General features: G+C 62.8%; 20 protein-coding genes and 1 riboswitch. Of the genes, 8 read left to right on the top strand and 12 right to left on the bottom strand.

From position 1 onward, the window contains the following. Positions 1–30: 30 nt before the first annotated feature. From WI754_RS18725 to WI754_RS18685, 9 genes are all read right to left on the bottom strand, one after another. Complete coding sequence (locus tag WI754_RS18725; RefSeq protein WP_349434951.1) at positions 31–1,683, bottom strand: ABC transporter ATP-binding protein; 1,653 nt, start codon at positions 1,681–1,683, stop codon at positions 31–33. After that, complete coding sequence (locus tag WI754_RS18720; RefSeq protein WP_349434950.1) at positions 1,676–2,503, bottom strand: ABC transporter permease; 828 nt, start codon at positions 2,501–2,503, stop codon at positions 1,676–1,678. The genes WI754_RS18725 and WI754_RS18720 overlap by 8 nt, the downstream gene beginning before the upstream one ends. After that, positions 2,500–3,624 carry an ABC transporter permease gene (locus WI754_RS18715; RefSeq protein WP_349437865.1) on the bottom strand — a complete coding sequence of 375 codons (1,125 nt, stop codon included), beginning with the start codon at positions 3,622–3,624 and terminating at the stop codon, positions 2,500–2,502. Before WI754_RS18715 ends, WI754_RS18720 begins: the two co-directional genes overlap by 4 nt. Next, positions 3,609–5,198, bottom strand: a complete 1,590-nt coding sequence (locus WI754_RS18710; protein ID WP_349434949.1) for an ABC transporter substrate-binding protein — start codon at positions 5,196–5,198, stop codon at positions 3,609–3,611. Before WI754_RS18710 ends, WI754_RS18715 begins: the two co-directional genes overlap by 16 nt. Positions 5,199–5,509: 311 nt before the next feature. Beyond that, on the bottom strand, positions 5,510–6,292 hold the full coding sequence (locus WI754_RS18705; protein ID WP_349434948.1) for a carnitinyl-CoA dehydratase: 783 nt from the start codon (positions 6,290–6,292) through the stop codon (positions 5,510–5,512). 4 nt (positions 6,293–6,296) lie between these two features. Further along, positions 6,297–8,351, bottom strand: a complete 2,055-nt coding sequence (locus WI754_RS18700; protein WP_349434947.1) for an acetate--CoA ligase family protein — start codon at positions 8,349–8,351, stop codon at positions 6,297–6,299. A gap of 223 nt (positions 8,352–8,574) precedes the next feature. Next, a complete protein-coding gene (locus WI754_RS18695) occupies positions 8,575–9,735 on the bottom strand; it encodes an acyl-CoA dehydrogenase family protein (protein WP_349434946.1) in 1,161 nt (386 codons plus the stop codon). Between the two features lie 151 nt (positions 9,736–9,886). Further along, positions 9,887–11,380 carry a carnitine 3-dehydrogenase gene (locus WI754_RS18690; protein WP_349434945.1) on the bottom strand — a complete coding sequence of 498 codons (1,494 nt, stop codon included), beginning with the start codon at positions 11,378–11,380 and terminating at the stop codon, positions 9,887–9,889. Between the two features lie 232 nt (positions 11,381–11,612). Beyond that, complete coding sequence (locus WI754_RS18685; RefSeq protein WP_349434944.1) at positions 11,613–12,515, bottom strand: 3-keto-5-aminohexanoate cleavage protein; 903 nt, start codon at positions 12,513–12,515, stop codon at positions 11,613–11,615. Between the two features lie 110 nt (positions 12,516–12,625). On the opposite strand from WI754_RS18685, the gene WI754_RS18680 reads away from it, so the two are divergent. Continuing rightward, positions 12,626–13,597: a GlxA family transcriptional regulator gene (locus tag WI754_RS18680; RefSeq protein ID WP_349434943.1), complete on the top strand. Its 972-nt coding sequence runs from the start codon at positions 12,626–12,628 to the stop codon at positions 13,595–13,597. 80 nt (positions 13,598–13,677) lie between these two features. On the opposite strand, the gene WI754_RS18675 is transcribed toward WI754_RS18680, so the two are convergent. Beyond that, complete coding sequence (locus WI754_RS18675; protein WP_349434942.1) at positions 13,678–14,856, bottom strand: LysR family transcriptional regulator; 1,179 nt, start codon at positions 14,854–14,856, stop codon at positions 13,678–13,680. Between the two features lie 140 nt (positions 14,857–14,996). On the opposite strand from WI754_RS18675, the gene WI754_RS18670 reads away from it, so the two are divergent. From WI754_RS18670 to WI754_RS18640, 7 genes are all read left to right on the top strand, one after another. After that, on the top strand, positions 14,997–16,535 hold the full coding sequence (locus tag WI754_RS18670) for an aromatic amino acid lyase (protein WP_349434941.1): 1,539 nt from the start codon (positions 14,997–14,999) through the stop codon (positions 16,533–16,535). Between the two features lie 15 nt (positions 16,536–16,550). Then, complete coding sequence (locus tag WI754_RS18665) at positions 16,551–17,930, top strand: amidohydrolase family protein (RefSeq protein WP_349434940.1); 1,380 nt, start codon at positions 16,551–16,553, stop codon at positions 17,928–17,930. Beyond that, complete coding sequence (locus tag WI754_RS18660; RefSeq protein ID WP_349434939.1) at positions 17,930–19,198, top strand: Zn-dependent hydrolase; 1,269 nt, start codon at positions 17,930–17,932, stop codon at positions 19,196–19,198. Before WI754_RS18665 ends, WI754_RS18660 begins: the two co-directional genes overlap by 1 nt. After that, a complete protein-coding gene (locus WI754_RS18655; RefSeq protein ID WP_349434938.1) occupies positions 19,198–20,295 on the top strand; it encodes a DUF917 family protein in 1,098 nt (365 codons plus the stop codon). The genes WI754_RS18660 and WI754_RS18655 overlap by 1 nt, the downstream gene beginning before the upstream one ends. Before the next feature lie 12 nt (positions 20,296–20,307). Further along, on the top strand, positions 20,308–20,637 hold the full coding sequence (locus tag WI754_RS18650; protein ID WP_349434937.1) for a TfoX/Sxy family protein: 330 nt from the start codon (positions 20,308–20,310) through the stop codon (positions 20,635–20,637). Between the two features lie 100 nt (positions 20,638–20,737). Next, entirely contained in the window at positions 20,738–22,399 is a 1,662-nt protein-coding gene (locus tag WI754_RS18645) for a urocanate hydratase (RefSeq protein WP_349434936.1), read from the top strand. A 104-nt stretch (positions 22,400–22,503) separates the two neighbouring features. After that, a complete protein-coding gene (locus tag WI754_RS18640; RefSeq protein ID WP_349434935.1) occupies positions 22,504–23,310 on the top strand; it encodes a class I SAM-dependent methyltransferase in 807 nt (268 codons plus the stop codon). An 85-nt stretch (positions 23,311–23,395) separates the two neighbouring features. Here WI754_RS18640 and WI754_RS18635 read toward each other — a convergent pair whose 3' ends face one another. Together WI754_RS18635 and WI754_RS18630 are read right to left on the bottom strand one after the other, a co-directional pair. Next, entirely contained in the window at positions 23,396–23,869 is a 474-nt protein-coding gene (locus WI754_RS18635; protein WP_349434934.1) for a 6,7-dimethyl-8-ribityllumazine synthase, read from the bottom strand. Between the two features lie 96 nt (positions 23,870–23,965). Further along, a riboswitch (FMN riboswitch) is annotated at positions 23,966–24,132 on the bottom strand. A gap of 125 nt (positions 24,133–24,257) precedes the next feature. Continuing rightward, positions 24,258–25,319, bottom strand: a complete 1,062-nt coding sequence (locus WI754_RS18630; RefSeq protein WP_349434933.1) for an ABC transporter ATP-binding protein — start codon at positions 25,317–25,319, stop codon at positions 24,258–24,260. Positions 25,320–25,323 lie beyond the last annotated feature (4 nt).

The raw sequence follows: 25,323 nt of genomic DNA, 5'->3' as shown, positions 1-25,323 counted from the left end.
CCACGTCATGGTCAAACCGCCGCGGCATGATCAATTCCCCGCACTCTCCATGCGCCGCGTCGTCAGCACCTTCTCCAGCCAGCCGATTTCCATTTCCGGCACCGACTTCAGGAGTAGATCGGTGTAGTCGTCGAAGGGCGGCGAGAGTACCTTGGACTTCGGGCCGAAGCGCACGAGCTTGCCCCTGTGCATGACGGCGACGCTGTCGGCGATGGCGCGGACGATGGCGATGTCGTGGGTGATAAAGACATAGGAAACAGCGGTTTCCTCCTGAAGCTTCAGAAGCAGATTCAGGATGCCTTCAGCCACCAGCGGATCGAGCGCCGAGGTCGGTTCGTCGCAGAGGATCAGTTCTGGTTTTGCCGCCAGTGCCCGGGCGATCGCGACGCGCTGCTTCTGGCCGCCGGACAGTTCGGCCGGATAGCGGTCGAGGAACCGGTCGCCCATCTCGATCTGGTCGAGCAGTTGCTTGACGCGCTCCGTCTTCTTGGCGCCGTGCAGGCCATAGTAGAAGGAGATCGGCCGGCCGATGATGTTGCGCACCGTCTGGCGCGGGTTCATCGCCGTGTCGGCCATCTGGTAGATCATCTGCACGCGGCGAAGCTCGTCCTTGGTGCGTGCACTCAGCGCTTTTGGTAGCTCCTTTCCATCGAAGGTGATCTTGCCTTCCGAGGGTGGCAGCAGCCCTGTGATGACGCGCGCGAGCGTCGATTTCCCTGAGCCACTTTCGCCGACGATCGCCAGCGTCTGGCCCTTGGGCAGATGCATGGAAACGTCATGCAGCACCTTGAAACCGTTGGCATAACCGGCGCTGACATGCTCGATCTTGAGCAGCGTATTGCTCTGATCCCTGGCTTCCTCGCGCTTGGTCTGGCGGACGCTGACGAGGGCGCGCGTATAGTCTTCGTTCGGCGCTTCGATGATCTGCTTGGTCGTTCCGTATTCGACGGTCTTGCCATGGCGCAGCACCATGATGTCGTCGGAGATCTGGGCGACGACGGCGAGATCGTGGGTGATGTAGAGGGCTGCGGTGTGCGTTTCCTCGATTGCATGCTTGATCGCCGCCAGAACGTCGATCTGGGTGGTAACGTCGAGCGCCGTGGTCGGTTCGTCGAAGACGATCAACTCCGGATTGGGGCAGAGCGCCATGGCGGTCATCGCACGCTGCAGCTGGCCGCCGGAGACCTGATGCGGATAGCGGTCGCCGAAAGTTTCAGGGTTCGGGAGGCCGAGCACCTTGAAGAGGTAGAGCGCCCGTTTTTCCGCCTCCGTCCGGCTCATGATCTTGTGGCGCAGCGACGCCTCGATCACCTGTTCGCCGAGCTTGTGGGCCGGGTTGAAGGCTGCGGCGGCAGACTGGGCGACGTAGCAGACCTTGCAGCCACGGATGGTGCGGACGCCGTCGCGGCCAAGGGTCAGGATATCCTTGCCGTTGAGCAGCACCTGACCGCCGGTGATGGATGCGCCGCCACGGCCATAGGCGAGGGCGGAGAGGCCGATCGTCGACTTGCCGGCGCCGCTTTCGCCGATCAGGCCGAGCACTTTGCCCTTCTGCAGGTCGAACGACACGTTTTCGACCAGGGTTACGGTCTTCGGTGGCTCGCCCGGCGGGTAGCTGGTGGCCTCGATTTTCAGGTTCCTGACGGAAAGAAGCCCATTCTTAACAGATAGAGATTCAGGCATCGCCGCGCCCTCCCTTGAGGCTCGAGGTTCGCTTCATCAGCCAGTCGACGACGAGGTTGACGCAGATCGCAAGGCCGGCAATCGCCCCGCCCGGTATCAGGGCTGCCGAGATGCCGAAGATGATACCGTCCTTGTTGTCCTTGACCATGCCGCCCCAGTCTGCGGCCGGCGGCTGGATGCCGAGACCGAGGAAGGAGAGGGTGGACAGGAACAGGATCGAGAAGGCAAAACGCAGGCCGAATTCGGCGAGAAGCGGCGACAGTGTGTTGGGCAGGATTTCCCGGAAGATGATCCAGCTTGTGCCCTCGCCGCGAAGGCGCGCGGCCTCGACGAACTCCATCACCGCGACATCGAGTGCCACGGCGCGGCCGATGCGGAAGACGCGGGTACTGTCGAGCACCGCCATGACCAGGATCAGAATCCAGAGCTGCTGCGGCAAGACGGCAAGCACGACGAGGGCGAAGATCAAGGTCGGGATCGCCATCATCAGGTCGTTGAAACGCGAGAACAACTGGTCGATGAAGCCGCCGGTGACAGCCGCCGTGAAGGAAAGCAGCATGCCCAGCGAAAACGAAATGGCGGTTGCCGCAAGGGCGACGAAGATCGTCGTCCGCGCCCCGTAGACCAGACGCGAAAACAGGTCGCGGCCGAGATTGTCAGTGCCGAGCAGAAAGTCGCCGCCCATCGGCAGCCAGATGTCGCCGACCACGTCGCGCTCGCCATAGGGAGCGATCCAGGGGGCGAAGATGGCGCAGATCAGGGCAAGCGTGATACCGGCGATACCGACCCAGGCACTTAAGGGAATGGAGCTCAATCTCATCGTGGGTGCCTCAATCTTGGATTGGCGAGGATGGCAAGAATATCCGCGGCCATGTTGAGGAAAATGTAGAAGGCGGCGAAGATCAGGCCGCAGGCCTGCACCACTGGCATGTCGCGCACCGTGACGGCATCGACCATGTACTGGCCCATACCCGGATAGACGAACACCACTTCCACGACGACGACGCCGACGACGAGATAGGCGAGGTTGAGCGCGATGACGTTGATGACAGGCGCAACGGCATTGGGTGCTGCGTGCCGGGCAATGATCCGAAAGGCGCTGAGGCCCTTCAGTTCCGCTGTCTCGACATAAGCCGACGACATGACGTTGAGGATCGCCGCCCGGGTCATGCGCATCATATGGGCGAGAACGACGAGCACGAGGGTTGCAACCGGCAGGGCGATGGCCGAAAGCCGTTCACCGAAGCCCATGCTGTCATAGACAGTGGCCGGGAAGGTCGCGACGCCCAGCTGAACCGCGAAGAACAGGATCAGCAGGTAGCCGACGAAGAACTCGGGGAGCGAGATCGCCGCGAGCGATATGACGTTGATGATCTTGTCCGGCAGCCGGTTTCGATATTGCACCGCGAGCATGCCGAGCGCGACGGCGAGCGGCACGGATACCAGTGCGGCGAAGAAAGCGAGGAACAGCGAGTTTCCAAGCCGCTTACCGATCTGTTCGCTGACGGAGTTCTTGCTGGCCCAGGAGGTGCCGAAATCCCCCTTGACGGCGCCGCCGAGCCAGTTGAGGTAGCGTTCGCTGAGCGGCTTGTCGAGGCCAAGATCCTTGCGGATGTTTTCAACCGCCTGCGGTGTCGCGGACTGGCCGAGATAGGTGGTGGCGAAATCGCCGGGCAGGGCTTCCACGCCGCCGAAGATCATCAGCGACACGGCAAAGAGGAGACCAACGCTTAATCCCAGGCGCTGGATGATGAGGGCCGCCAAGGGGCGGCGCAGGGTGAAACGGCGCCAGAACGTGCCGGTCACGACACCCGTCGGGGGCGTGACCGGCGTTCCGGAGACGAGTGCTGACTGCGAGAGACCTTCGCCCCCCGCAGCCGGACCCGTCGTTAGCGCCGGACCCGTGAGTGGTCCGCCGCCCGTCATCAGACGTCGAGCCAGACGCGGGTTGCGACGTAGCCGTTCGACATGTCGTTGCCGATATCGTGGACATAGCCCTTCACCTGCTTGGTCGAGGCGTTCACGAAATCGTTGAACATCGGCAGGATCAGGCCGCCTTCATCGCGCACCATCATCGCCATGGTGCGGTACATTTCCTTGCGCTTGGCTTCGTCCAGTTCGGAGCGGGCTTCGAGCAGGATCTTGTCGAAATCAGGACGCAGGAACTTGGTGTCGTTCCAGTCGGCGGTCGACAGATAGGCCGTCGAATACATCTGGTCCTGCGTCGGGCGGCCGCCCCAGTAGGAGGTCGAGAAGGGCTGCACGTTCCAGACGTTCGACCAGTAGCCGTCACCGGGCTCGCGCTTCACTTCGATCTCGATGCCGGCCTTCTTGGCGCTTTCCTGGTAGAGCACCGCCGCGTCGACGGCGCCCGGGAAGGCAACGTCCGAGGTGCGCAGGAGCACCGGGCCGCTATGGCCGGACTTCTTGTAGTGGAAGGCCGCCTTGTCCGGATCGTAGGCGCGCTGCTCGATCCCTTCCGGGAAGAGGGCATAGGTCGAGTTGATTGGGAAGTCGTTGCCGACCTTGCCGTAGCCGCCGAGGATGGTCTGCACCATGTTCTCGCGGTCCATCGAGTATTTCAACGCCATGCGCAGGTCGTTGTTGTCGAAGGGTGCTGTGTTGCAATGCATGATGAAGACGTAGTGGCCGCGGCCGGAGGTCGAGAGGATATCGACGGTCGGCGCACGCTTCAAAAGGGCTACGGTCTTTGGGTCGATGCGGTTGATGTAGTGGACCTGGCCGGAGGAGAGGGCGGCGATACGGGCCGTGGCGTCGTTCATGTTGATGATTTCAACGCTGTCGACATAGCCGCGGTTCGGGTTCCAGTCGTTCGGATTCTTTTCGAAGGTGGCTCGTACGCCCGCTTCGAAGCTGGTTAGCTTGTAGGGGCCTGTGCCGATGGCGGCGTTGGGATTGTCATAGCCGCCGCCCGGCTGGATGATCAGGTGATAGTCGGACAGGAGCAGCGGCAGGTCTGCATTGCCTTCCGTCAGCGTCAGGACGAGATCACCGCCCTTGTTCTCGATCGTCTTGATCGACTTCATCACGCCAAGCGCGCCCGATTCCGACTTCTCGTCGGTATGGCGCTGCAGCGTCTTCACGACGTCGTCGATCGTCAGTTCCTTGCCATCGTGGAACTGCACGCCCTTGCGGATCTTGAAGGTCCAGACGGCTGCATCCGGCGATGGCTGCCAGGATTCGGCAAGGGCCGGAACGGCAGCGCCCGTCAGCGGATCGGATTCGACCAGCAGGTCGCCCCAGTTGCGGCCGACGACGAAGAGCACCTGCGACAATGCCTTGGCCGGATCGAGTGCGTCGGTGGCCGAGCCGCCCTCGAGACCGAGCTTCAGGTGGCCGCCGCGTTTCGGTTCCTGCGCGGCAGCACTTGTCGCAAACAATGCGCTTGCGCTCGACAGGGCGATGCCGGCTGCCATTGCCCGACCCATGAATTCGCGCCGGTTCATCTTGCCCATCTTGACCTGATTGGCGAGGTAATTCTTGTATTCGCTCATTCCCCTGTTCCCTTTGTTTGATGGCTTTTGCCGTTCTGATTATTGTTCGATCATGGTTGATCGGGTTGCTGCTAGAATGCCTGCCGGAAGGCAGGGAGGCCAGTCATTTTTGCGGATTTATCTGCCGCCTTCGCACCTTTCCCGAAGTTGGCCTGCCGATGCCGGAAAGCCCTGTTAAAATTGATGGTATCGTTCAAAGGTTGATCTGTATTCACATAAAAATTCTGCAGTGTTCATAAACATGGCTTATGGCATTGAGCCATTGAGAGATGCACTGCTCGGCTAGTCTGCGGTCGTGATCTCGCGGTCCGCTATTTTCCTTTCCACACCGGATCGCGTTTCTCCGAAAATGCCCGCGCGCCTTCCAGCTGGTCCTCGCTCGAATAGAGAATATCGACCGTCTTGAACTGGCGCTTGGTGATCCTGTTCATCGTCGTCTGGAAGCCTTCGCCTTCGGCGGCGCGGACCACTTCCTTGATCGCGGCGTAGACCAGCGGCGGGCCGCTCTCGAGCAGGCGGGCGAGTTCCCAGGCTCGGTCCATCAGCTTGCCGGCGGGCAGGATTTCGTTGACGAAGCCCCAGCGATGCGCCTCGGCGGCATCCAGCCAGCGGCCGGTCAAAAGCATATCCATGGCGATATGGTAGGGGATGCGCTTCGGCAGCTTGATCGAGGCGGCATCGGCCACGGTGCCCGAACGGATTTCCGGCAGCGCAAAGGTCGCGTGTTCGGCGGCAAGGATCATGTCGGTCGAGAGCGCGATCTCCAGCCCGCCGCCGCAGCAGATACCATTGATCGCGCCGATGATCGGTTTGTTGAGGTCGCGCAGTTCCTGCATGCCGCCGAAGCCGCCGATCCCATAGTCGCCATCGACCGCGTCACCGGCGGCAGCGGCCTTCAGGTCCCACCCCGGACAGAAGAATTTTTCCCCCTCACCGGTGATGATCGCCACGCGCAATTCCGGGTCGTCGCGAAAATCGCGAAAAATTTCGCCCATGATCCGGCTGGTCACCAGATCGATCGCATTGGCCTTCGGCCGGTCGATGGTGACTTCGAGAATACCGCCTTCGCGGCGGGTTCTGATTGGTCCGGTCATAGGGTCATTTCCTTCGACGGATCAAGGCGTCGGCGGCAACGGTTCCAGACCCTTGCGGCAGCACCATGATAGGATTGATATCCAGTTCTTCGAGCTTTGCGGCGTTTGAAACGACATAGGATGCCACGGCAGCGACAGCCGCCGCCAGCGCCTCGACGTCGCCTTTCGGGCCGCCGCGATAGCCATCGAGCAGCTTTCTGATTTTCAGGCCGGAAATTGCCTCAGCGATGGCTTCCGGCGTCGTCGGCAAGGTCAAAATCGCGGAATCTTCGAGCAATTCCACCAGAATCCCGCCCGCGCCGATGGTGAGCACCAGGCCGGCAACGGGATCACGCAACGCTCCGACGATGATTTCCGCGACGGGTTTTGCGATCATTTTTTCGACGAGATAGCCGGATGCGAGGTTCTTCATGGCGTCCGCCGCTTCAAGGACGGATTGGCGATCAGGCAGATTGAGCTTGACTGCACCGGCCTCGGTCTTGTGAGCGACGCCGAGGCCCTTGAGAACAACCGGAAAGCCGAGCGTTTCGGCCGCATCGGCGGCCTCGGCTGCGGTGATCGCAACCTTGCCCATGGGCACGACGAGGCCGAACTTTGCCAGTTCGGCCTTTGCGTCACTTTCGCTGATCGTGACGATCTCCCCATCGGACGGCGTCGCCGACAGGAGCGGTGCCGGAGCCGCCTTCGCCCAAGCCGTGCCGATGCCGGCCGAGATTTCGGCGGCCGCCAGCGCTTCGTCGATGCCCGAGAAGGGGACGACGCCTGCTGCCATCAGCGACAGCGCCGTGTCTTCCGGCATGTTCTCGCCAAGGCTGGCGACGATGCCGGCGACGGCGCCGGTCGCCCTGGCCGAGGCGATGACGGCTTGGCAAGTCGTGTTCCAGTCGGTGGCGTCGCAGCGATCCTGTCGCGGAAAGTCTAGAACAATGAGGTTCAGCGCATAGTCGCCTTTCATCATCGCGATTAAGGCCGTCGTCTGCTTCTCCAGATTGCCCCAGACGAACGTGTGATAGTCGAGCGGGTTGGCGATAGTGACCATGTCGCCGAGGCTTTCGCGCAGCGGCTGGCGCTGTTCGTCCTTCAGGGCGCGAAACACGGTCTTGCGCCTCACGCCGGCATCGGCCATCAGCGATGCTTCGCCGCCCGAACAGCTCATCGAGGAAATGTCGAGGTTTTTGAGCGGCGGGTGGAGATGGAGAAGCTTCAGCGTTTCCAGCAGCTCCGGCAGAGTGTCGACGCGGCCTATGCCGAGGCGCTTGAGCAGCGCGCCGGAAACGGCGTCGTTGCCGGCGAGGGAGGCGGTGTGCGAGACGGTCGCGAGCCGCGCCTGTTCCGATTTTCCGACCTTCAGCGTGACGACCGGCTTCTTCAGTTCCCGCGCCCGCGCGGCCAGCCGCTGCAGGGCTTCAATGCTGTCGAAGCCTTCGATGTGGAGGCCGACGGCGGTGACGCGAGGGTCTTCCAACGCCGCGATGGCGAGTTCCGAAAGGCCAGTCTGCGCCTGATTTCCGGCCGTCATGATATAGGCGAGCGGCAGGCCGCGCGTCTGCATCGAGATGTTGCAGGCGATGTTCGAGGACTGGGTGAGGACGGCGACACCCTTTGAGATACGCTGCATGCCGTGTTGATCCGGCCAGAGCAGGGCGCCGACGAGTGCATTGATGAAGCCGTAGCAGTTCGGCCCGACGATCGGCATTTCGCCGGCGGCTGCCACCAGCGCGTCCTGCAGGTCATTGCCGTCGGCAAGCTCGCTGACCGCTTCGCGGAAGCCCGAAGCGTAGCAGATGGCGCCGCCGGCGCCGCGGGCGGAAAGGTCGCGGACGATCTCGATGGTGAGCTGGCGGTTGACGCCGACGAAGGAGGCATCCGGCGCGGATGGAAGTTCTGCCACGGAGCGGTAGCACCGGCGGCCGAAGATCTCGTCCTCTCTGGGGTGGACAGGCCAGATATCGCCGGTGAACCCCATCTTGTCGCATTGCTCGATGACCCGGCGCGCCTCCTTTCCACCGAAGACTGCGATGGATCTGGGCCGGATCAGGCGGGTGAGGGAACGCGTCATTCGGTGGCTCCTTCGTTTGACGCGAATGCCCCGCCCCAACCCCTCCCCGCAAGAGGGAGGGGCTTAACCTGCGGCAACGGCATTGCGTCAATCACCCGCCCAACGAAGGAGGGAACTCCCGCACATGGCAATCGGGGAGGTCGCACAAGGGCGCGGTGAATTAAGTCCCTCCTCCTTGTGGGGAGGGGTTGGGGAGGGGTGTCTTGCCAGATCAAAATCATCGTCACGCTCCCAGCGGCCGCAGCAGGTCGCGGCTGATGATGTGCCGCTGGATTTCAGACGTGCCGTCCCAGATGCGTTCGACGCGGGCGTCGCGCCAGAAGCGGGCAAGCGGAAGGTCGTCCATCAGCCCCATGCCGCCATAGATCTGGATCGCCTCATCGGTGACGCGGGCGAGCATTTCCGTTGCGAAGACTTTCGCGGAAGCAATCTCACGGTTCGACGGCAGGCCCTGATCGAGCCGCCAGGCGGCTGACAGCGTCAGCAGATCGGCGGCATCGATATCGGTGATCATGTCGGCAAGCTTGAAGGAGACGCCCTGGTTGGCGCCGATCGGCTTGCCGAACTGCTTGCGTTCGGCCGCGTAGGACAGCGCATAGTCGAAGGCCCGCCGGGCGCGGCCGACCGAGGTCGCAGCCACCGTCAGACGCGTGGCGTAGAGCCAGTCATTGGCGATGTCGAAGCCCTTGTGGACCTCGCCGAGAATCTGCGACGAGGGCAGGCGACAATCGTCGAAGGTCAAGATGCAATTCTTGTAGCCACGATGTGACACGGAATTGTAGCCGTCGCGAATGTCGAAGCCCGGTGTGCCGCGATCGACGAGGAAGCAGGTGATCTTCTTCTTCGGCCCGCGCGGCGTGTCTTCTTCGCCCGTGGCGATGAAGACGATGACGAAATCGGCGATGTCGGCATGGCTGATGAAGTGCTTGGTGCCGTTGACGATCCAGTCGTCGCCGTCCTGCCGCGCGAAACATTTCATGCCGCGGACGTCGGAGCCGGCATCCGGTTCAGTCATGGCGAGTGCATCGAACTTTTCACCGGTGACGGCGGGGATCAGGTATTTCTGCCGCTGTTCTTGGTTGCAAGCCATCAGGATGCCGGAGGGGCGGCCGAAGAAAACGGTGAGCGCCATCGAGCCGCGGCCGAGTTCGCGCTCGACCAGCGTGAACGTCTGGTGATCGAGACCGGCGCCGCCGACCTCCTCGGGCATGTTGCAGGCGAAAAAGCCGAGCGCCTTGCACTTGGCTGCGATCTCCTGACCGAGTTCACGCGGCACGAAACCGGTGCGCTCCACCTCGTTCTCGTGCGGATAGATTTCGGTTTCGACGAAGCCGCGCACGGTATCGACGATCATCTGCTGTTCTTCGGTCAGTGCGAAATCCATCGTATGTTCCCTCCTGTTCTTGTCTGCCTCTAACGCACCGCTCGCTTCGAGGCTCTCCCCCCCCCTTGTGGGGAGGGTTGGGGAGGGGAACGCTCCAAAAAGAACCCCTCCCGGCCCTTCGGGCCACCCTCCCCACAAGGGGGAGGGAAAGTCACGAGCGCTTCTGGCCGACCGCGCGTCCAACACCCTCCGGCTTCGGCAAGCCGGCATGCGCTTCTGCAATCGCCTTCACCTTGGCGATGACTGCCGGGAGCGCCGGCACTGCCTTGCCTGCCTTGCTGTCCACATGCAGCAGCATCTGCTCGGCCGTCGCGACAAGCTCGTTGGATGCGGCATTGTAGATTGCCGAGAAGATGTGCAGGCGCTTTTCGTCGTGCGACAGGATCTGGCAGGTTGAATACAGCGCGTCGCCGAGCTTGGCTTCGCCGAGGTTCCGGATGTGGGTCTCGACCGTGTAGTAGCTATGGCCATCCTTTACATATTCCAGATCGACGCCGATCAGACGGAGCAGGCCGTCGGATGTGTCGCCGAAGACCTGCAAGTAGCGGTGTTCGGTCATGTGGCCGTTGTAGTCGACCCAGGCGGCATTGACCTTGGTGTCGAGGATGCGGATAGGTTCGGCTTGACCCAGATCGGCCTGCGGCTTTTCGGCGTCGGCCCAGAGGCGCTGTTCGAACTCGGCAAGCAGCTTGCCGGCACCCCAGCCCTTGCCGCCGTCGCTGTTTTTCAGCGCATGCATGATTCCGACGAGGTTTTCGTCGCGGATGCGCTCCAGTTCGCGGATTGAGCGACCTGCGGCCTGATCGTCGGACTGCTGGCCGATCTTTTCGACCAATTCGTCGGTGAGATCGACGACGTCCGTGAATTTCGTCCACGGCCATTTCAGGCAGGGGCCGAACTGGGCGAGGAAGTGGCGCATGCCGGCTTCGCCGCCGGCGATGCGGTAGGTCTCGAACAGGCCCATCTGGGCCCAGCGCATGCCGAAGGAATAGCGCATGACGTTGTCGAGCGTTTCGGTATCGCAAATATCGTCCTGGATCAGCCAGAGGGCTTCGCGCCAGAGGGCTTCGAGCAGGCGGTCGCCGACGAAGGCCTCAATCTCCTTGGCGATGACGACGCCCTTCATGCCGATCTGTTCGACAGCGGCGCCGGCGCGGGCGATCGTTTCCTTCGTGGTCTTCTTGCCACCGACGAGCTCGACCAACGGCAAGAGGTAGACGGGGTTGTAGGGGTGCGCCACGAACATGCGCTCAGGGTTCTTCATCTCGGCCTGCAGGTCGGACGGCATCAGGCCGGAGGTGGAGGAGCCGATCAGCGCATCGGGGGAGGCTGCCGCGTCGATCTGGGTGAGGACGCCACGCTTCAACTCCAACCGTTCGGGCACGCTTTCCTGAATCCATTCAGCGCCTTGAACGGCCTTTTCAACGCTCTCGCAAAAGGTGAGCGTGCCCTTCTTCGGCAGCGGCGCCATGGTGAGCATGGCATAGGCCTTTTCGGCATTGGCCATGACTTCGCCGATGATGCGTTTGGCCTCCGGATGCGGATCGAACATGTTGACGTCGACGCCGGCCAGGATGAAGCGCGCCGCCCAGGCCCCGCCGATAACGCCGCCGCCGATGCAGGCCGCCTTGGTGATTTTGGTCATGAGTTCTGCGTTCCCTCGTGAATTCTGCATTCGCGGTTCCCCCCTCATCCGGCCCTTCGGGCCACCTTCTCCCCACTGGGGAGAAGAGGGAAAATTGCCGCCCTTGTCTTCAAAACCGCTTGCGTGCTGCGAGTTTGTTTGTGAAGCGGTTGTTCCGCTCACCCTCTTCTCCCCAACGGGGAGACGGTGGCCCAACAGGCCGGATGAGGGGGCCTTCGCCTCATACGCGCAGTCAACGCTTCGTCAGCTTCAGCTTTTCACGCACTTCCGCCGGTCCGATCACCCGCGCGCCCATACCCTCGATGACGGTCACGGCCTTTTCGACGAGCTGGCCGTTGGTCGCGAGCTGGCCCTTGCCGATATAGAGATTGTCTTCGAGGCCGACGCGGACATTGCCGCCGGCAAGCACCGCTGCCGCCGGATAGGCGAGCGCATTGCGGCCGATCGAGAAGGCGGAGAAAGTCCAGTTCTTCGGCACGTTGTTGACCATCGCCATGAAGGTGTTGAGATCGTCGGGTGCGCCCCACGGGATGCCCATGCAGAGCTGGATGAGGACCGGATCCTCGATCAGGCCTTCCTCGACGAGCTGCTTGGCGAACCAGAGGTGGCCGGTGTCGAAGGCTTCGATTTCAGGGCGGACGCCGAGTGCCGTCATCTGGCGGGCCATTTCGCGCAGCATCGACGGCGTGTTGGTCATGACGTAATCGCCGAGCGAGAAGTTCATCGTGCCGCAGTCGAGCGTGCAGATTTCCGGCCGGCATTCGGCGATGTGGGCGACGCGCTCGGTGGCGCCGGCCATGTCGGTGCCCTGCGGATTGAGCGGCAGCGGGCTTTCGACATTGCCGAAAATCAGGTCGCCGCCCATGCCGGCGGTGAGGTTGAGCACGACATCGACATCGGCGGAACGGATGCGGTCGGTCACTTCCTTGTAGAGATCGAGGCGGCGTGCGGCTGCCCCTGTTTCCGGGTCGCGCACATGGCAGTGCGCAACGGCCGCACCCGCCTTGGCGGCCTCGATCGCTGCATCGGCGATCTGCTTCGGCGTGATCGGCACATGCGATGATTTGGAAACGGTGTCGCCGGACCCGGTCACGGCACAGGTGATGAAAACGTCGCGGTTCATGCTCAGTGGCATAAAAGCCTCCCCTTGTTCTTGTTGCTCATTACGAGCCAAGAACGAGCGTTCTGCTTTCCCTTTTCAGATGCATGTTATACATTTCCAGAATTAGAGCGGGGATGAGACGAATGCTTGTGCCGAAGGACGAGACCCAGCACATCGACCTGCTCGTGCTGCCGGAGACCAATCTGATCCTCGTCGCATCGGTGATCGAACCCTTGCGCGCCGCAAACCGCATTGCCGGAAAAGCGCTTTACGACTGGGACATCTTCAGTCCGGACGGCAAGGCGATCGAGACCAAGAGCGGCATTCCCATCCCGGTCGCAGGGCCTTTCCGGCCACAGAAGGAAACAGCACCGCTTTTTGTCCTGTCGAGCTACAACTGGCAGGCTTATACGACCTCGCATCTGCGCATGCATCTTTCCCAGACGGCACGTTATCGCGAGGTGATGGCCGGCATTGAATCGGGGTCCTGGATGCTGGCCGAAACCAGCCTGCTCGACAATTATTCGGCCACGACCCACTGGGAGGATTTCGAGGATTTCACTGCCGCCTATCCGCAGATCACCATGGTGCACGAGCGCTTCGTCATCGATGGCAAGCGCATCACCACGGGCGGGTCGCTGCCGACGCTCGACCTGATGCTGGAACTGATCCGCCGCCAGCACAGCTATTCGCTGGCGCTGGAGGTGTCGCGGCTGTTCATCTACGAGCAGGAGCGCACGCGCGGCGACCTCCTGCAGGTGCCGGCGATCGGCAATATGCGCATCCTGGACGCGCGCGTAGGCGCGGCCGTCAAGCTGATGGAGGAGACGGTCGATGCGCCGCTGACGCTCACCCGTCTCGCCAAGCGGGCCGGGGTCAGCGCGCGTCATCTGCAGGACCTCTTCCAGGAGACTATGGGCGTCGCGCCGCATGCACATTATCTGGCGCTGCGGCTGAATGCGGCGCGGCGCAAGGTCATCGAGACACGGGCCGATTTCGCCGATATCGCCGCCGCCACCGGCTTCAATTCGTCCTCGGCCTTTTCGCGCAGTTACCGCGCCCATTATCGCGAAAGCCCGAGCGAGACGCGCAGGCGTCTCAAGCTCAAGAACTGATTCAACCTGTTCACGTACCGATTCAAGCTGCGGTGGATTTGCGAGTCGAATCAGAGCTTTGGTGAGTGGCTTGAAGGTTCTCAATCAAGGGGAGGCGCCGACATCATCGTCAGCATGGCCTCGCCGGCCTGGCGCGACAGGGCATTTTTCTGCCAGGCGAGCGAGAGGTTTTGCAGATAGCCCGGCCCCAGCCTGCGCATCGCCGGGGCGTTTCTGACGCGCGCAGCAGAGCTTTCGGGAAGCACCGAAAGATATCCGTGGTTCATCACCAGGTTGAGGATGACGGGAATGGAATCAACCTCGGTCACCGTCAGCCGGTTTCGTTCCTGCTCGCCCAAAGCTTCGCCGATGAAATGCTCCGCCTGTTGGCGAAGGCCGCTCTTCAGGCTGGGAACCGCGATCGGGTTGGCTTGAAGCAGCTTACGGATATCCTCGCCGTGTTTGGCGAACAGCGAAGGGTGACCGGCCAACGCCAATGGCGTGCGGGAAATGAGCCGGCCCTCAAACTCTGCCGGGAAGGTTTCGAGATCGAGCAGCACCACGTCGAACCGGCGACTTTTCAAACCGGCGATCAACTCGTCTGCGGTGGTGCTGGAGATGAAGAGCGGCTGGCGCGGGCGGGCGCGGTGCCATTCGGCGGTCAGGGCCGCCAGCATGCGGGCGATCTCGCTTTCCGGGCCGAGCGGCATGACGGAGCCGAAACGCCATGTCGCGGCCGTCCGGCGGAACCGGTCGCCGGACGCGCGCGAAAGTCGCCGCCAGATATCGAGCAGGCTTTCGGCGATCGGAATCGCCGCCAAGCCTTCTGGCGTGCAGGCGATACCGGACGGGGAGCGGATCAACAGATCATAGCCGAGGTCACGCTCGAGATCGGTCATCTGCCGGGTCAATTGCGGCTGGCCGGTGCCCGCTATCTTCGCGGCGCCACGAATGCTGCCGCTGCGCGCGACGGTGACGAAGCGATCGAGCGCGGCCAGGCTGATCGAGGGCACGACGATCGATGGTGCGACGGTGCCGGGCGATAGAAGCAATTGCACGGCGCGGTTCGCCGTCGCCAGATCGGCCTGCCGGCTTTGTGCCTCCAGCGTCGGCACGAGATTGCCGCCTTCGCGCCTGACGAGCGGTACTGCGATGGCGGCTTCGAAACGCTTGAGCGCGGCGCTGACGCTTGCCACCGGCCGGCCTCCGGCCTTCGCGGCCCGGCGAATTCCTCGCTCTTCAAGGATCGCATGAACAAGGGCAAGCGTGGCGGTATCCATGATCTGTTTCATCCTTGCGACGGCAGAGGTGGGACAAAGACGGGATGATCCGAAATGCACATCGCCTGTTCCATTTTTGGGATATATCACAATCGGGGAGATTGGGCATAGCATGTGCGGCATCAAACGTGGGTCAAAGCATGCACGCATCGGTGAAAACCATTGCCCTGACTGGCAATCCGCTCGACTTCTCCGCACTGGAGAAGATCGGTTCGGGCCTCTATGTGCCGACGGTGGCCGAGCAGTCTTTCGCGCGGGTCCAATCCGCACATAAGGTCATCGCCGACCGCCTCGCCATGGGCTTGCCGGTCTATGGCGCAAACACCGGCGTCGGTTCGATGAAGGACCGTCTGTGGACGGTCGATGATCTCACGGAATTCAACGCCGCGCTCGTCAAGGCACACCATTTCGGCACCGGCGAGCTGTTTTCTCCGGTCATTGTCCGCAAGGCCATCGCCATTCGCATCAATACCGCGCTTGGCGGCCACACCGGCTGCAGCGTCGATCTCGTCAAGGCGTTTCTCGGTCTTTTGGAGTGTGGCGTCGTGCCCGCCGTCCATCGCCATGGTTCGATCGGTTGCGCCGATATCGGCCTGATGGGGCAGGTGGCTTCCGTTCTGACGGGGACCGGCGAGGCATTTTTCCGTGGCGAGTTGCTGCCCGCCGCCGAAGCCCTGCTTCGTGCCCGGCTCGAGCCCTTCGTCATGCAGCCGCGTGACGCACTGGCTTCGCTGAGCGTTAACGCGACGGCCTTTGCCGCTGCAGCCGATGTCCTGCGTCAGGCAGCCTCCGCCGTCCGTGTGTCGATGGCGACCGGCCTGATGTCGTCCCTGTCCTTGGGGGCTTCCGCCGACCCATGGCGGGTCGCGGCGGCGCTTGCGACGCGCGGCGAAGCGCTGGTCGGGTCCTGGCTTTACGGCCAGTCCAATGTCGTCGATTGGCCGCTGCCGACGGCGATCCATGATCCTTTGAGCTTGCGCATGACCGCACAGGTGTTTGGTGCTGCGGTGGATACGCTTCTTGTCGCGGCCGAACGGCTGGTCGATGCGACCTATCTGTCCGACGACAATCCGGTGGTGCTCGGCGGCCAGGTCCACGCGTCGGGTGCTTCGCTGCCGCTGACGACCACGCTCTATATCGAGACGGCGCAGATCGCCTTTTCCCATGTGGCGCGCAATATGCTGAACCGCTGCATCCTGCTCTCGAACGGAGTGCGGCGAAACCTGCCGATCAATCTGGTCGCTCCCGGTGAGGTGGCGAGCGGTCTCGGCCCGCTGATGAAGCTCGTGGTCGAACTCTACATGCGCGTCCAGTCGATGGCAGTGCCGCTGTCGGCACAGTCGATCGTCGTTGCCGGCGGTCTCGAAGAGGAAGCAACGTTCCTGCCGCTCATCGTCGAGCGCATGGAGACGCAGGTGCGCGATCTGCGCCAGATGGCGGCGATCGAGGCGCTGCTGTCGGCACAGGCAATCGATCTGCTCGGTGACAAGCCGCAAGGCGTGACGCAGATCGCCTATGATTGCGTCCGCGCGCTGAGCCCAATCTACCTGAAGGACCGGCCGCTCTCAAAGGAGATCGAGGCTCTTCACGCGGTATTTGCATCCGAAGATTTGCTGCTCGCCCTGGTGGCTGCGGCTCCGATGCCTGAATTCGACGATTTCTTCGCGCTCGGCCAATGACGAAGGGAGGCGCACATGTCTGATTTTGATCTGGTTCTGAAGGGCACACTGGTTCTCCCTGATCGCATCGTCGAGGGCGGGCATGTGGCAGTGCGCGATGGCAAGATCGCCTTTGTCGGGCAAGGCGCGATGCCTGCCGCGCGCGAACGTCATGATCTCGGGCAAGCGCTTATCCTGCCCGGCGCCATCGATGCGCAGGTGCATTCGCTGAGCCAGAAGGATCAGGAGGATTTCATCTGGTCGACACGCTCTGCCGCCGCCGGTGGCGTTACGACGATCGTCGACATGCCCTATGACGAGGGCAACCTCGTCTGCTCGGCGGAGGCGGTGAAGCGCAAGATCGTTCATGCCGGCGCGCAGGCCCGCGTCGATTTCGCGCTCTATGGCACCATCGATCCCGAGGAAGGCCCGGCGAGGATTGGCGAAATGGTCGAGGCCGGTGTCGCCGCCTTCAAGTTCTCGACTTTCGGCACCGATCCGAAACGCTTCCCGCGCATCCCGGCTGGCCTTCTCGAAGACTGTTTTCGCGCAATAGCGCCGACGGGGCTGACGGCGGGCGTCCACAATGAAGACGACGAGGCGGTGCGGGCGGCGATCGACAGGGTCAAGGCGGCAGGGATCACCGACTATCGGGCGCACGGCCTGTCGCGGCCGGCGCTGACGGAACTGCTCGCCACCAACCAGATCTACGAGACAGGGGCCGCGACCGGCTGTCCGGCGCATGTGGTGCATTGTTCTGTCGGCCGCGGCTACGAGATCGCCGCTGCCTACCGGGCGCAAGGGTACCGCGCCACCATCGAATGCTGCATTCACTATCTCGTTCTCGACGAGGAGAATGATGTGAAGCGGCTTGGCGGCAAGGCGAAGATCAATCCGCCGATCCGGCCGCGCGCCGAGGTGGAAAAGCTTTGGCGGCATGTGGCTGACGGTCATGTGACGCTGGTCTCGACCGATCACGTCAGCTGGTCGGAAAACCGCAAGACCAATCCGGACATGCTGGCCAATGCCTCCGGCGTGCCAGGGCTCGAGGTGATGATCCCGCTGTTCGTCAAGGGCGCGCTGGAGCGAGGCATTCCGCTGACCCGCGCTGCCGATCTGATGTCGCTCAATCCGGCCCGGCATTTCCGTCTCGATCACCGCAAGGGCGCACTCGAACTTGGCAAGGATGCGGATATCGCCGTTCTGACGCCGGAGCCTTACACCTACGACGCGGCGACAAGCGGCAACAACGTCGTCGGCTGGTCGCCGTATAACGGCATCCGGCTACCGTGGCGCGTGGCTGCCACCTACAATCGCGGTAAGCTTGTCTTCGACGGCAAATCCGTGCTGGCCGCGCCGGGCGCCGGCGAATTCATCCGGCCGCTGGCGAGCCTGCCGCTGCGCGAGGCCATGTGATGGCCGCTGTCGAAACCAATCTGCCAATCGATGCCCGCCGCATCGCCGACATTATCAAGGGGCTGGCGCGGATCACCGAACCGGACCGACCCTATACGCGGCGCGCCTTCACGCCGCTCTTTCTGGAGGGGCGCGCCTTTCTGGAGCAACGCTTCAAGGCCGCCGGCCTCGAAACCCGGATCGATGCTTCGGGAAACCTGATCGGCCGTCGCAAGGGTCGGAAATCCGGCCTCGGCACGATCATGCTCGGCTCGCATTCTGATACGGTGCCGGAGGGTGGACGGTTCGATGGCATTGCCGGCGTGGCGGCGGCGCTGGAGGTGGCGCAGGCATTGCACGATGCGGGCATCCGGCTCGACCACGATCTTGAGGTTGTCGATTTCTTAGCCGAGGAGGTGTCGATCTTCGGCGTCTCCTGCATCGGCAGTCGCGGTATGGCAGGGCTGATTCCTGACGGATGGCTAAGCCGCACGCAGGGCGATCTGACATTGCGCCAGGGCATGATCGATGCCGGCGGCGACCCGTCGCGGTTGGCCCTGCAGAAACGATCGGACATCAAGGCATTTCTGGAACTGCATATCGAGCAGGGGCCGGTGCTCGAAACTGAGCGCTGCGATGTGGGCATCGTCACGGCCATCGCCGGGATTACCCGGATCGAAATCCTGTTCGAAGGCCAGGCCGATCATGCCGGCACGACGCCGATGAGCCGCAGGCGCGACGCGCTGACGGCGGCGGCCAGAATGGTCGGCGACATCGAGCGCCTCGGGACTGAATTTTCCAAGGGCGAGGGGCATTTCACCGCGACGGTTGGCGAATTTTCGATCGAACCGAACGCGGCCAATGTCGTGCCCTCCCGAGCCCGGCTGCTGATCGATGCGCGAGCGGAACTGCGGCCCGACATGGAGCGCTTCATCGCTGAGATTGACCAGCTTTCCGTCGATATCCAGCGCGATACCGGCGTGTCCATCACCTCGCCGAAGCTGATCTCCGACAATTTTCCGACGCCCGCCGACCCGCTGGTGCTGCGCAATCTGGAAGCGGCCTGCGATCGTGTCGGAGCAAAACATCGCCGCATGGCCTCCGGTGCCGGGCATGACACCGCCTGGATGGCGCGGATTTCGAAAGCGGCGATGATCTTCATAGCCTGCCGCGAGGGTCGGTCGCACACGCCGGACGAATGGGCCGACAATGACGACATCGCGCTCGGTGCGGCAACCTTGTTCGAGGCCGTGAGGAAACTCGATGCGAATTTACAGGGAGAGCGCTGATGGGCCGGATACTCACAGAGAAAGACGTCGAGGCGGCGGTCAAGGGCGGCTCGGTCTATGCCGCCGGCGGTGGCGGATGGGCGCATCATGGGCGGATGCTCGGCTATGCGGCGGTGTCGATCGGCAAGCCGGAGCTGGTTTCGGTCGATGAACTCGATGCGAATGACTGGGTGGCGACAGCCGCTGCGATCGGTGCGCCGGCCTCGACCACACCCTGGGAAATGCGCGGTGTCGACTACGTCAAGGCGGTGCAGCTGCTGCAGGAAGCGCTGGGCGAAAAGATCGCAGGGCTGATCGTCGGCCAGAACGGCAAGTCGTCGACGCTGAACGGCTGGCTGCCGTCGGCCATTCTCGGCACAAAGGTGGTCGATGCCGTCGGTGATATCCGCGCGCATCCGACCGGCGACATGGGATCGATCGGCCTTGCCGGTTCGCCCGAGCCGATGATCCAGACGGCGGTCGGCGGCAATCGCGAGGAAAACCGGTATATCGAACTTGTCGTGCGCGGCGCGACCGCCAAGGTTTCGCCGATCCTGCGCACCGCCTCCGACATGTCCGGCGGCTTCATCGCGTCGGCTCGAAATCCGGTGCGCGCCTCCTACGTCAAGGCCAATGCGGCGCTCGGCGGCATCTCGCTGGCCCTGACTCTCGGTGAAGCGATCGTCGCTGTGGAAGGCAAGGGCGGCACCGCCATCATCGATACGATCGCGAAAACCACCAACGGCACGATCCTTGCGGAAGGCGTCATCACCGACAAATCGGTCGTCTACACCAAGGAGGCCTTCGACATCGGCACGGTGACGCTCGGGAAGGGCGATGACTCTACGGTACTCCACATCATGAACGAATACATGGCGGTGGAGAATGCCGGCGGCAAGCGGCTTGCGACCTTTCCGGACGTGATCACGACGCTGTCGCCGGATGGCGAACCCTTAAGCGTCGGACAGTTGCAGGTCGGCATGACGATCTTCGTGCTGCATGTGCCGAAGACGGTGATCCCGCTTGCCTCAAGCGTGCTTGATCCTTCGGTCTATCCGCCGGTCGAGAAGGCGATGGGCATTGACATCGCGAGCTACGCTTTGTCCGGGCGGATATAAGGAGAATGTGTCATGGCGCGCGACGCCGGTCTCGAGGAACTGATCAGACAGGAGCTCGGCGAAAGATCGGGGCTCTCCGAGAAGCCGATGTTCGGTGGTCTTGCCTTTCTCCTTGACGGCAATCTTCTTTGCGGCGCGCGCAACGACGGCATGCTGGTGCGCCTCGGCAAGGGCAATGATGGCTGGGCGCTGGCGCTTGCCGGCATCGAGCTCATGGTGATGGGGGACCGTCAGATGAATGGTTGGGTGCGCGCGGGTGTGAAGGCCTATGGCGACGATGCCCTGCGCAAGCGCCTGCTCGATGCGGCACTCGCCTATGTTCTCTCGCTGCCGTCGAAGTGAACGACAAACGGTGCGGTCTTCCTCCTTGCGCTAACTCTCTCGACGGGGCGGTGCGAGGGGACAGGGATACGATCGCAGACAAGAAGAAGGAAAAACCACGATGCCGAAGGCCAATTCTCGTCACCCGAACTTCCCCATTCCCGGCGGCCCAGAGCTGCGCGCCAAGGGCTGGCGGCAGGAGGCTTTGCTGCGGCTTCTGGAAAACGTGCTTTCGGTCGGCGAGGATCCGGACAATCTGATTGTCTATGCCGCCCTCGGCAAGGCAGCGCGCAACTGGGCGTCGCACAAGGCGATCGTCAAGACCTTGATCGAGATGGATGAAGACCAGACGCTGGTGATCCAATCCGGCAAGCCGGTGGGGCTCTTGAAGACGCATGCAAAGGCGCCACTGGTGATCATGGCCAATTGCAACATCGTCGGCCAGTGGGCGAAGGCCGAGGTGTTCTATGAGCTGGAAAGGCAGGGGCTGATCTGCTGGGGCGGGCTGACGGCGGGTGCCTGGCAATATATCGGCAGCCAGGGCGTCATCCAGGGCACCTATGAAATCTTCATGCGCATCGCCGAAAACCGTTTTGGCGGCGATCTCGCCGGCCGCTTCATCTTGACTGCCGGTCTGGGCGGCATGGGCGGCGCTCAGCCGCTCGCCGGCCGCATGGCGGGGGCTGCGATCCTCTGCATCGACGTCGATCCCGTGCGCGCCGAAAAGCGTAAGGCGATCGGCTATCTCGAACACGTGGCGCCAGACCTCGATACGGCGCTCGCGATGATCGATCAGGCGGTCAGGGCAAAGCGCGCCACCTCCATCGGCCTCGTCGGCAATGCAGCGGCGCTCTATCCTGAAATCGCCAAGCGCGGCATCGTGCCCGATATCGTCACCGACCAGACCTCTGCCCATGACCTGGTCTATGGCTATGTACCAAAGGGCATGAGCATCGACGAGGTGAAACGGCTGCGGGTCGAGGGGCAGGGGCAACTGATGGCTGCCAGCCGCGCCTCGATCGTCGAGCATGTCGAAGCGATGCTGGAGTTTCAGGCGAAGGGCGCGGAAGTCTTCGACAACGGCAACCTGATCCGTACCCAGGCGCGAGAAGGGGGTGTTGCCAATGCCTTCGATATCCGCATCTTCACCGAGGCCTATCTGCGGCCGCTGTTTGCCCGCGCCATCGGCCCCTTCCGCTGGATGGCGCTGTCGGGCGAAGAAAGCGACATCGCCCGCATCGATGACCTGCTGCTGGAAATGTTCCCCGACAACAAGATTGTCACCAACTGGATCAGGCTGGCGCGGGAAAACGTGCCCTTCGAGGGGCTGCCCGCCCGCATCGCGTGGCTCGGCCATGGCGAACGCACCGAACTGGCACTCGCCGTCAACGCGCTGGTCGCATCCGGCGAACTCAAAGGCCCGATCGCCTTTTCCCGCGACCATCTCGATGCCGGCGCCATGGCGCACCCCAACATCATGACCGAGCGGATGAAGGACGGCTCCGACGCCATCGCCGACTGGCCGCTGCTCGACGCGATGCTGCTCTGCTCCTCCATGGCCGACCTCGTCGTCGTCCATTCCGGCGGTGGCGGTTATGCCGGCTACATGACGAGCTGCGGCGTGACGGTGGTGGCCGATGGCACCGAGAGCGGAGCGGAGCGGCTGAGCCGCGCGCTGACCAACGACACGTCGCTGGGCGTTATTCGCTATGCGGATGCGGGGTACCAGGAGTCGATGGATGAGATTGAGAAGAAGGGTATTGGGTATATCGGCTTGAGTTGACGCGAGGACCTGTGTCTCGCTAACGCCGCCTTCGGCAGGCCGATAGCGGACGCCTTGGCAATGATCATGGCGCGCGGTAGCATATCGGTTTGGAGGAGGCTTCGATGAACTCAAGCTTCAATGTCCGCAGCGCGTCTGGCTATGAGCAACTCATGGGGCGTTGGAGCCAGAAGCTCGCGCCTCTTCTGATTGACTTCGCCGGTCTGGCAGATGGCGAACGGATAATTGACGTCGGGTGCGGGACTGGAAGCCTGACCTTTGCGTTGCCGCAAGCGGCGAATGTCAGCGAGATTGCCGCGATCGACTATTCGCCTGTCTTTGTCGAGGAGGCGACACGGCGCAACGCCGATCCGCGGATCACCATCCAGGAAGCAGATGCGTGCGCCCTTCCGTTTCCGGACGGTTACTTCGACCGAGCGCTGTCGCTTCTGGTTCTCCACTTCGTGCCCGAAGCGGACAAGGCGGTCGCCGAAATGCGTCGAGTCGTGCGTCCGGGCGGTGTGGTCGCAGCAGCGGTCTGGGACCACCTCGGCGGCATGCCGGGCATGCGAATGATGGTGGATACCGTCGCTATGCTGGACGAAAATGGACGTCAATTGCGAAGCCGATATTGCTTCCAGCCGATGATGCGGCCGGATGAAATGAAGCAGAGCTTCGCGGGGCATGGGTTGCTGGGCGTGGAGCAGACCTCACTTCTGATCCGCATGGAGTACCAGTCGTTCGACGATTACTGGGCGCCCATTGCGGCGGGCGAGGGGCCTTTGGGCAAGTATGTGGCTGCCCTGGCCTCGGCGCAGCGTGCAGAAATTGACGCCGCCGTTAGGGCTTCTTATGAGGCGGGCCAGCCCGACGGGCCAAGGTCATTTGCAGCGGTGGCCTGGGCATGTCGGGGCGTCGTTCCCTTCGCCTGATGGCCGGCTTTCGGCACGGCCACTGCATCGCGGATCCTCGCGTGGTACGGCGCGGCATCCGTTGCGGACGCCGCGCCGCCCTCAATCAGGTGTTTACGAGCGCCAGCTGGGCGCGAGCCTGCAGGATCTGCGAGCAGGCGTTGGCGGCTTCCACGCCCTTGACGACGAAATGATCGCGGAAGAAGCGGATATGGGCTTCCGATTCCTGGAAGTTATGCGGGGTGAGCACGGTCGAGAGGACCGGGACGCCGGTGTCGAGTTGCACCCGCATCATGCCCTCAAGCACGGTGCCGGCGACGAAGTCGTGGCGGTAGATGCCGCCGTCGACGACGAATGCCGAGCCGATGATGGCCGAGAAGCGGCCGGTTTTCGCGAGCGTCTGCGCATGCAGCGGGATTTCAAGCGCGCCGGGCACATCGAAAGTCTCGACGTCCGAGGCCTTGCCACCGAGCTCTTGCCAATGGGCGATGAAGGAATTGACGCATTGATCGACGATATCGGCGTGCCAGCGCGCGCGGACGATGGCGATTTTCTGGGTGGGGTGGGAAGCGATGGTCATGTCAGTCTGGCCTTTCAAGGGTTGAGCCATTTTTCAATGATCCCCTTGGGCGAACACGCAGGCGCGGTGACCCCTTGCAAAGGTGCCTCCTGATCTGCTTGCTCTCTTTCATCCGGACTTTAACCGTCGGCTCCGGAATTCAACCGGATCTGCTGACCTTCATGCGCGTATGCGGGCATACGTGTGTATGAAGCGCTCGCGGGCTCCGGGAATTTCTTCCCGTTACCGCCGGTGGGGAGTTTCACCCCGCCCTGAGAACGTGCGAGGCTGACTATAAAGATCGGCCGGCGGGCGTCAAATGCGCGGTGCGACGCGCGCAGCGAAAAAGGCGACAGATTTTTCCAATCAACCTGTCGCCTGAAACATATTTTTGCGGGATCGCCGGTTGTTATTCGCGAATGATCAGGAGATCGCTCGCCGTGAAGCGCAGCGTGACGACGTCGCCGACGGCGGGCGGGCTGAGGCCCGGCGCGTTGAACATGTCGAAGGAGATCACCGGATCGCCGACCTTCATGCGCGTGCGGATGACCGAGCCGAGGAAGTTGCTGGAAACGACCTGGCCGGTCAGCGCCGTATCGCCCTTGGCGCCTTCGGCGATCGAGCCCGCTTCGGGACGCAGCGCCAGCGAGACCTTGTCGCCGGCCTTGACCGGCCCGAGCGGCTCCCGCAGCGTGATACCCTGGTCGCCGATCGAGATGCGGTTTGCGGCGGGATCGACGACCGTGCCTTCGATCAGGTTCAAGGTGCCGACGAAGGAGGCGACGAAGCGGGTGGCTGGCTTGTTGTAAATGTCGAACGGCGTGCCGATCTGGTCGGCGCGGCCGGCGTTCATGACGACGATGCGGTCGGAGATCGACAGGGCCTCTTCCTGGTCGTGGGTGACGAAGACGGTGGTGATGCCGAGCTGCTGCTGGATCATCCGGATTTCTTCGCGCAGGGAGACGCGGATCTTGGCGTCAAGCGCCGACAGAGGTTCGTCGAGCAGGAGCACCTGCGGTTTCGGTGCCAGCGCCCGGGCAAGGGCCACGCGCTGCTGCTGACCGCCGGACATCTGGTAGGGAAAGCGGTCGGCGAGGTGGCCGAGATGGATGAGGCCGAGCATCTCCTTGACGCGCGCGTCGACGGCGGCCTTGTCCATGCCGGCGATCTTCAGGCCGAAGGCAACGTTGTCGTGCACGGTCATGTTCGGGAACAGCGCATAGGCCTGGAAGACCATGCCGATATTGCGCTGGTTCGGCTTCAGCTCGTTCTGGTTGCGCCCGTTGATGACGACTGTTCCCGCCGACGGCGTTTCGAAGCCTGCCACCATGCGCAGGATTGTCGTCTTGCCGCAGCCGGACGGCCCGAGAAAGGAGACGAACTCTCCCTTTTCGATAGCCATGTCGAAATCCTTGACGACCTGGACGGGGCCAAAGCTCTTCTGAATGCCGGTGAGTTCGAGAAAGGACATGGAC

The organism is Pararhizobium sp. A13, assembly GCF_040126305.1.
Taxonomy (GTDB): Bacteria; Pseudomonadota; Alphaproteobacteria; order Rhizobiales; family Rhizobiaceae; genus Pararhizobium.
The sequence above is the reverse complement of the archived record's forward strand: the minus strand, read 5'-3'. Positions and strand labels throughout refer to the sequence as shown.